The sequence below is a fragment of the Serratia sp. 14-2641 genome (assembly GCF_001692375.1).
GTDB lineage: Bacteria > Pseudomonadota > Gammaproteobacteria > Enterobacterales > Enterobacteriaceae > Chania > Chania fonticola_C.
Map to the genome: position 1 here is coordinate 1 of NZ_LXKR01000099.1, position 1,111 is coordinate 1,111.

A 1,111-nucleotide genomic window follows, 5' to 3' on the forward strand; every position below is an offset into this window, starting at 1 on the left:
CACCCTGCTGGGCACCGTCACCCTCACGGACAAAACGCGCCGAAAAGGCGGCCGACATACATTGGCATCAATGGCGTTAGCCGTCCTGCCGGCATTACCGGAGGCCTGTTACGGTGTTTTCCCGTTGCCCAACGAGCAATACTGGTTCGTGGCTGTCAGCGACGGCATGTTGTCACCGTTCGGCGATATCGTGGGGGATGAGGCGGCGATACGCATAGCCGTGTCCAATTTTCTGCAAATCACCGCTGATCCCGCGGCGGGTTGGACGGTATACGCCCCAAGCGGCTTCTTTCCCGATAAAGACACTGAAGATAAAGCGCTCTCGATACTGTTCGACAGCAAAGTCGGCCTACGCCGTGCCCGCCTAAGCAAAACCCATAACCCGCAGGTACTGTGGTTATGGGGCGTTGCAGTGGTGGCCCTGGGCGTGGGATATGCCAGTTACTCGGTATGGCAAACGCAACAGGAAAATGCGCGCATTGCCGCCGCTCAGGCCGCATTGATGGCCAGGCAACAATTGGAGCAACAGGCTCCTGCTGACAATTTGAAGCCCTGGGCAATGCAACCTCGATTCCCGTCAATGCTCAGTGCCTGCAGTAGCGTGTGGAAAGAGGCTCAGATATCTATTGCCGGATGGGTATTCAATACAGCGACGTGTGATGACCACGGCAAGATCACGTTGCACTACACCTTGCCAAACGGGGGGACCGTTGGGGACTTTGCTTCGCGATTGCCTGTTCTCTATGGCTCGGATATTCAACCGGTGTTTAACATCCCCGGCAGTGCAGATGATGCTTCGTTTGCGTTAGCCGTATCACTATCTCCGCCGGAGCATCCCGAAGCACTGCTCCCGGGCAGTCAGCAAATTCAACACCTGACAAGCTATGCACAACGCATCAATGCCCGTCTGCGTCTTAGCGAAATGGATGCCTCCACTCAGTTAACTCAAGGCGACGTAAAAAATCTGCCCTGGCGCACTTACAACTTCACATTCATTACCGACATTCCTCCTGATCGGTTGTTTGCGCCGACGCGCTTCAACAGCAGCGGGATAAGGGCGTCCAGTATCACGACGACACTCAAGAACAATCGCCTGGAATACACCATTGAG

1 protein-coding gene is annotated in these 1,111 nt (G+C 55.4%); it reads left to right on the forward strand.

Going from position 1 to position 1,111, the window contains the following annotated elements; genetic code table 11:
- Positions 1-1,111 (forward strand): type 4b pilus protein PilO2 (gene pilO2, locus A6U95_RS28335; RefSeq protein WP_065686935.1); only part of this gene is annotated, 1,111 nt, incomplete at both ends.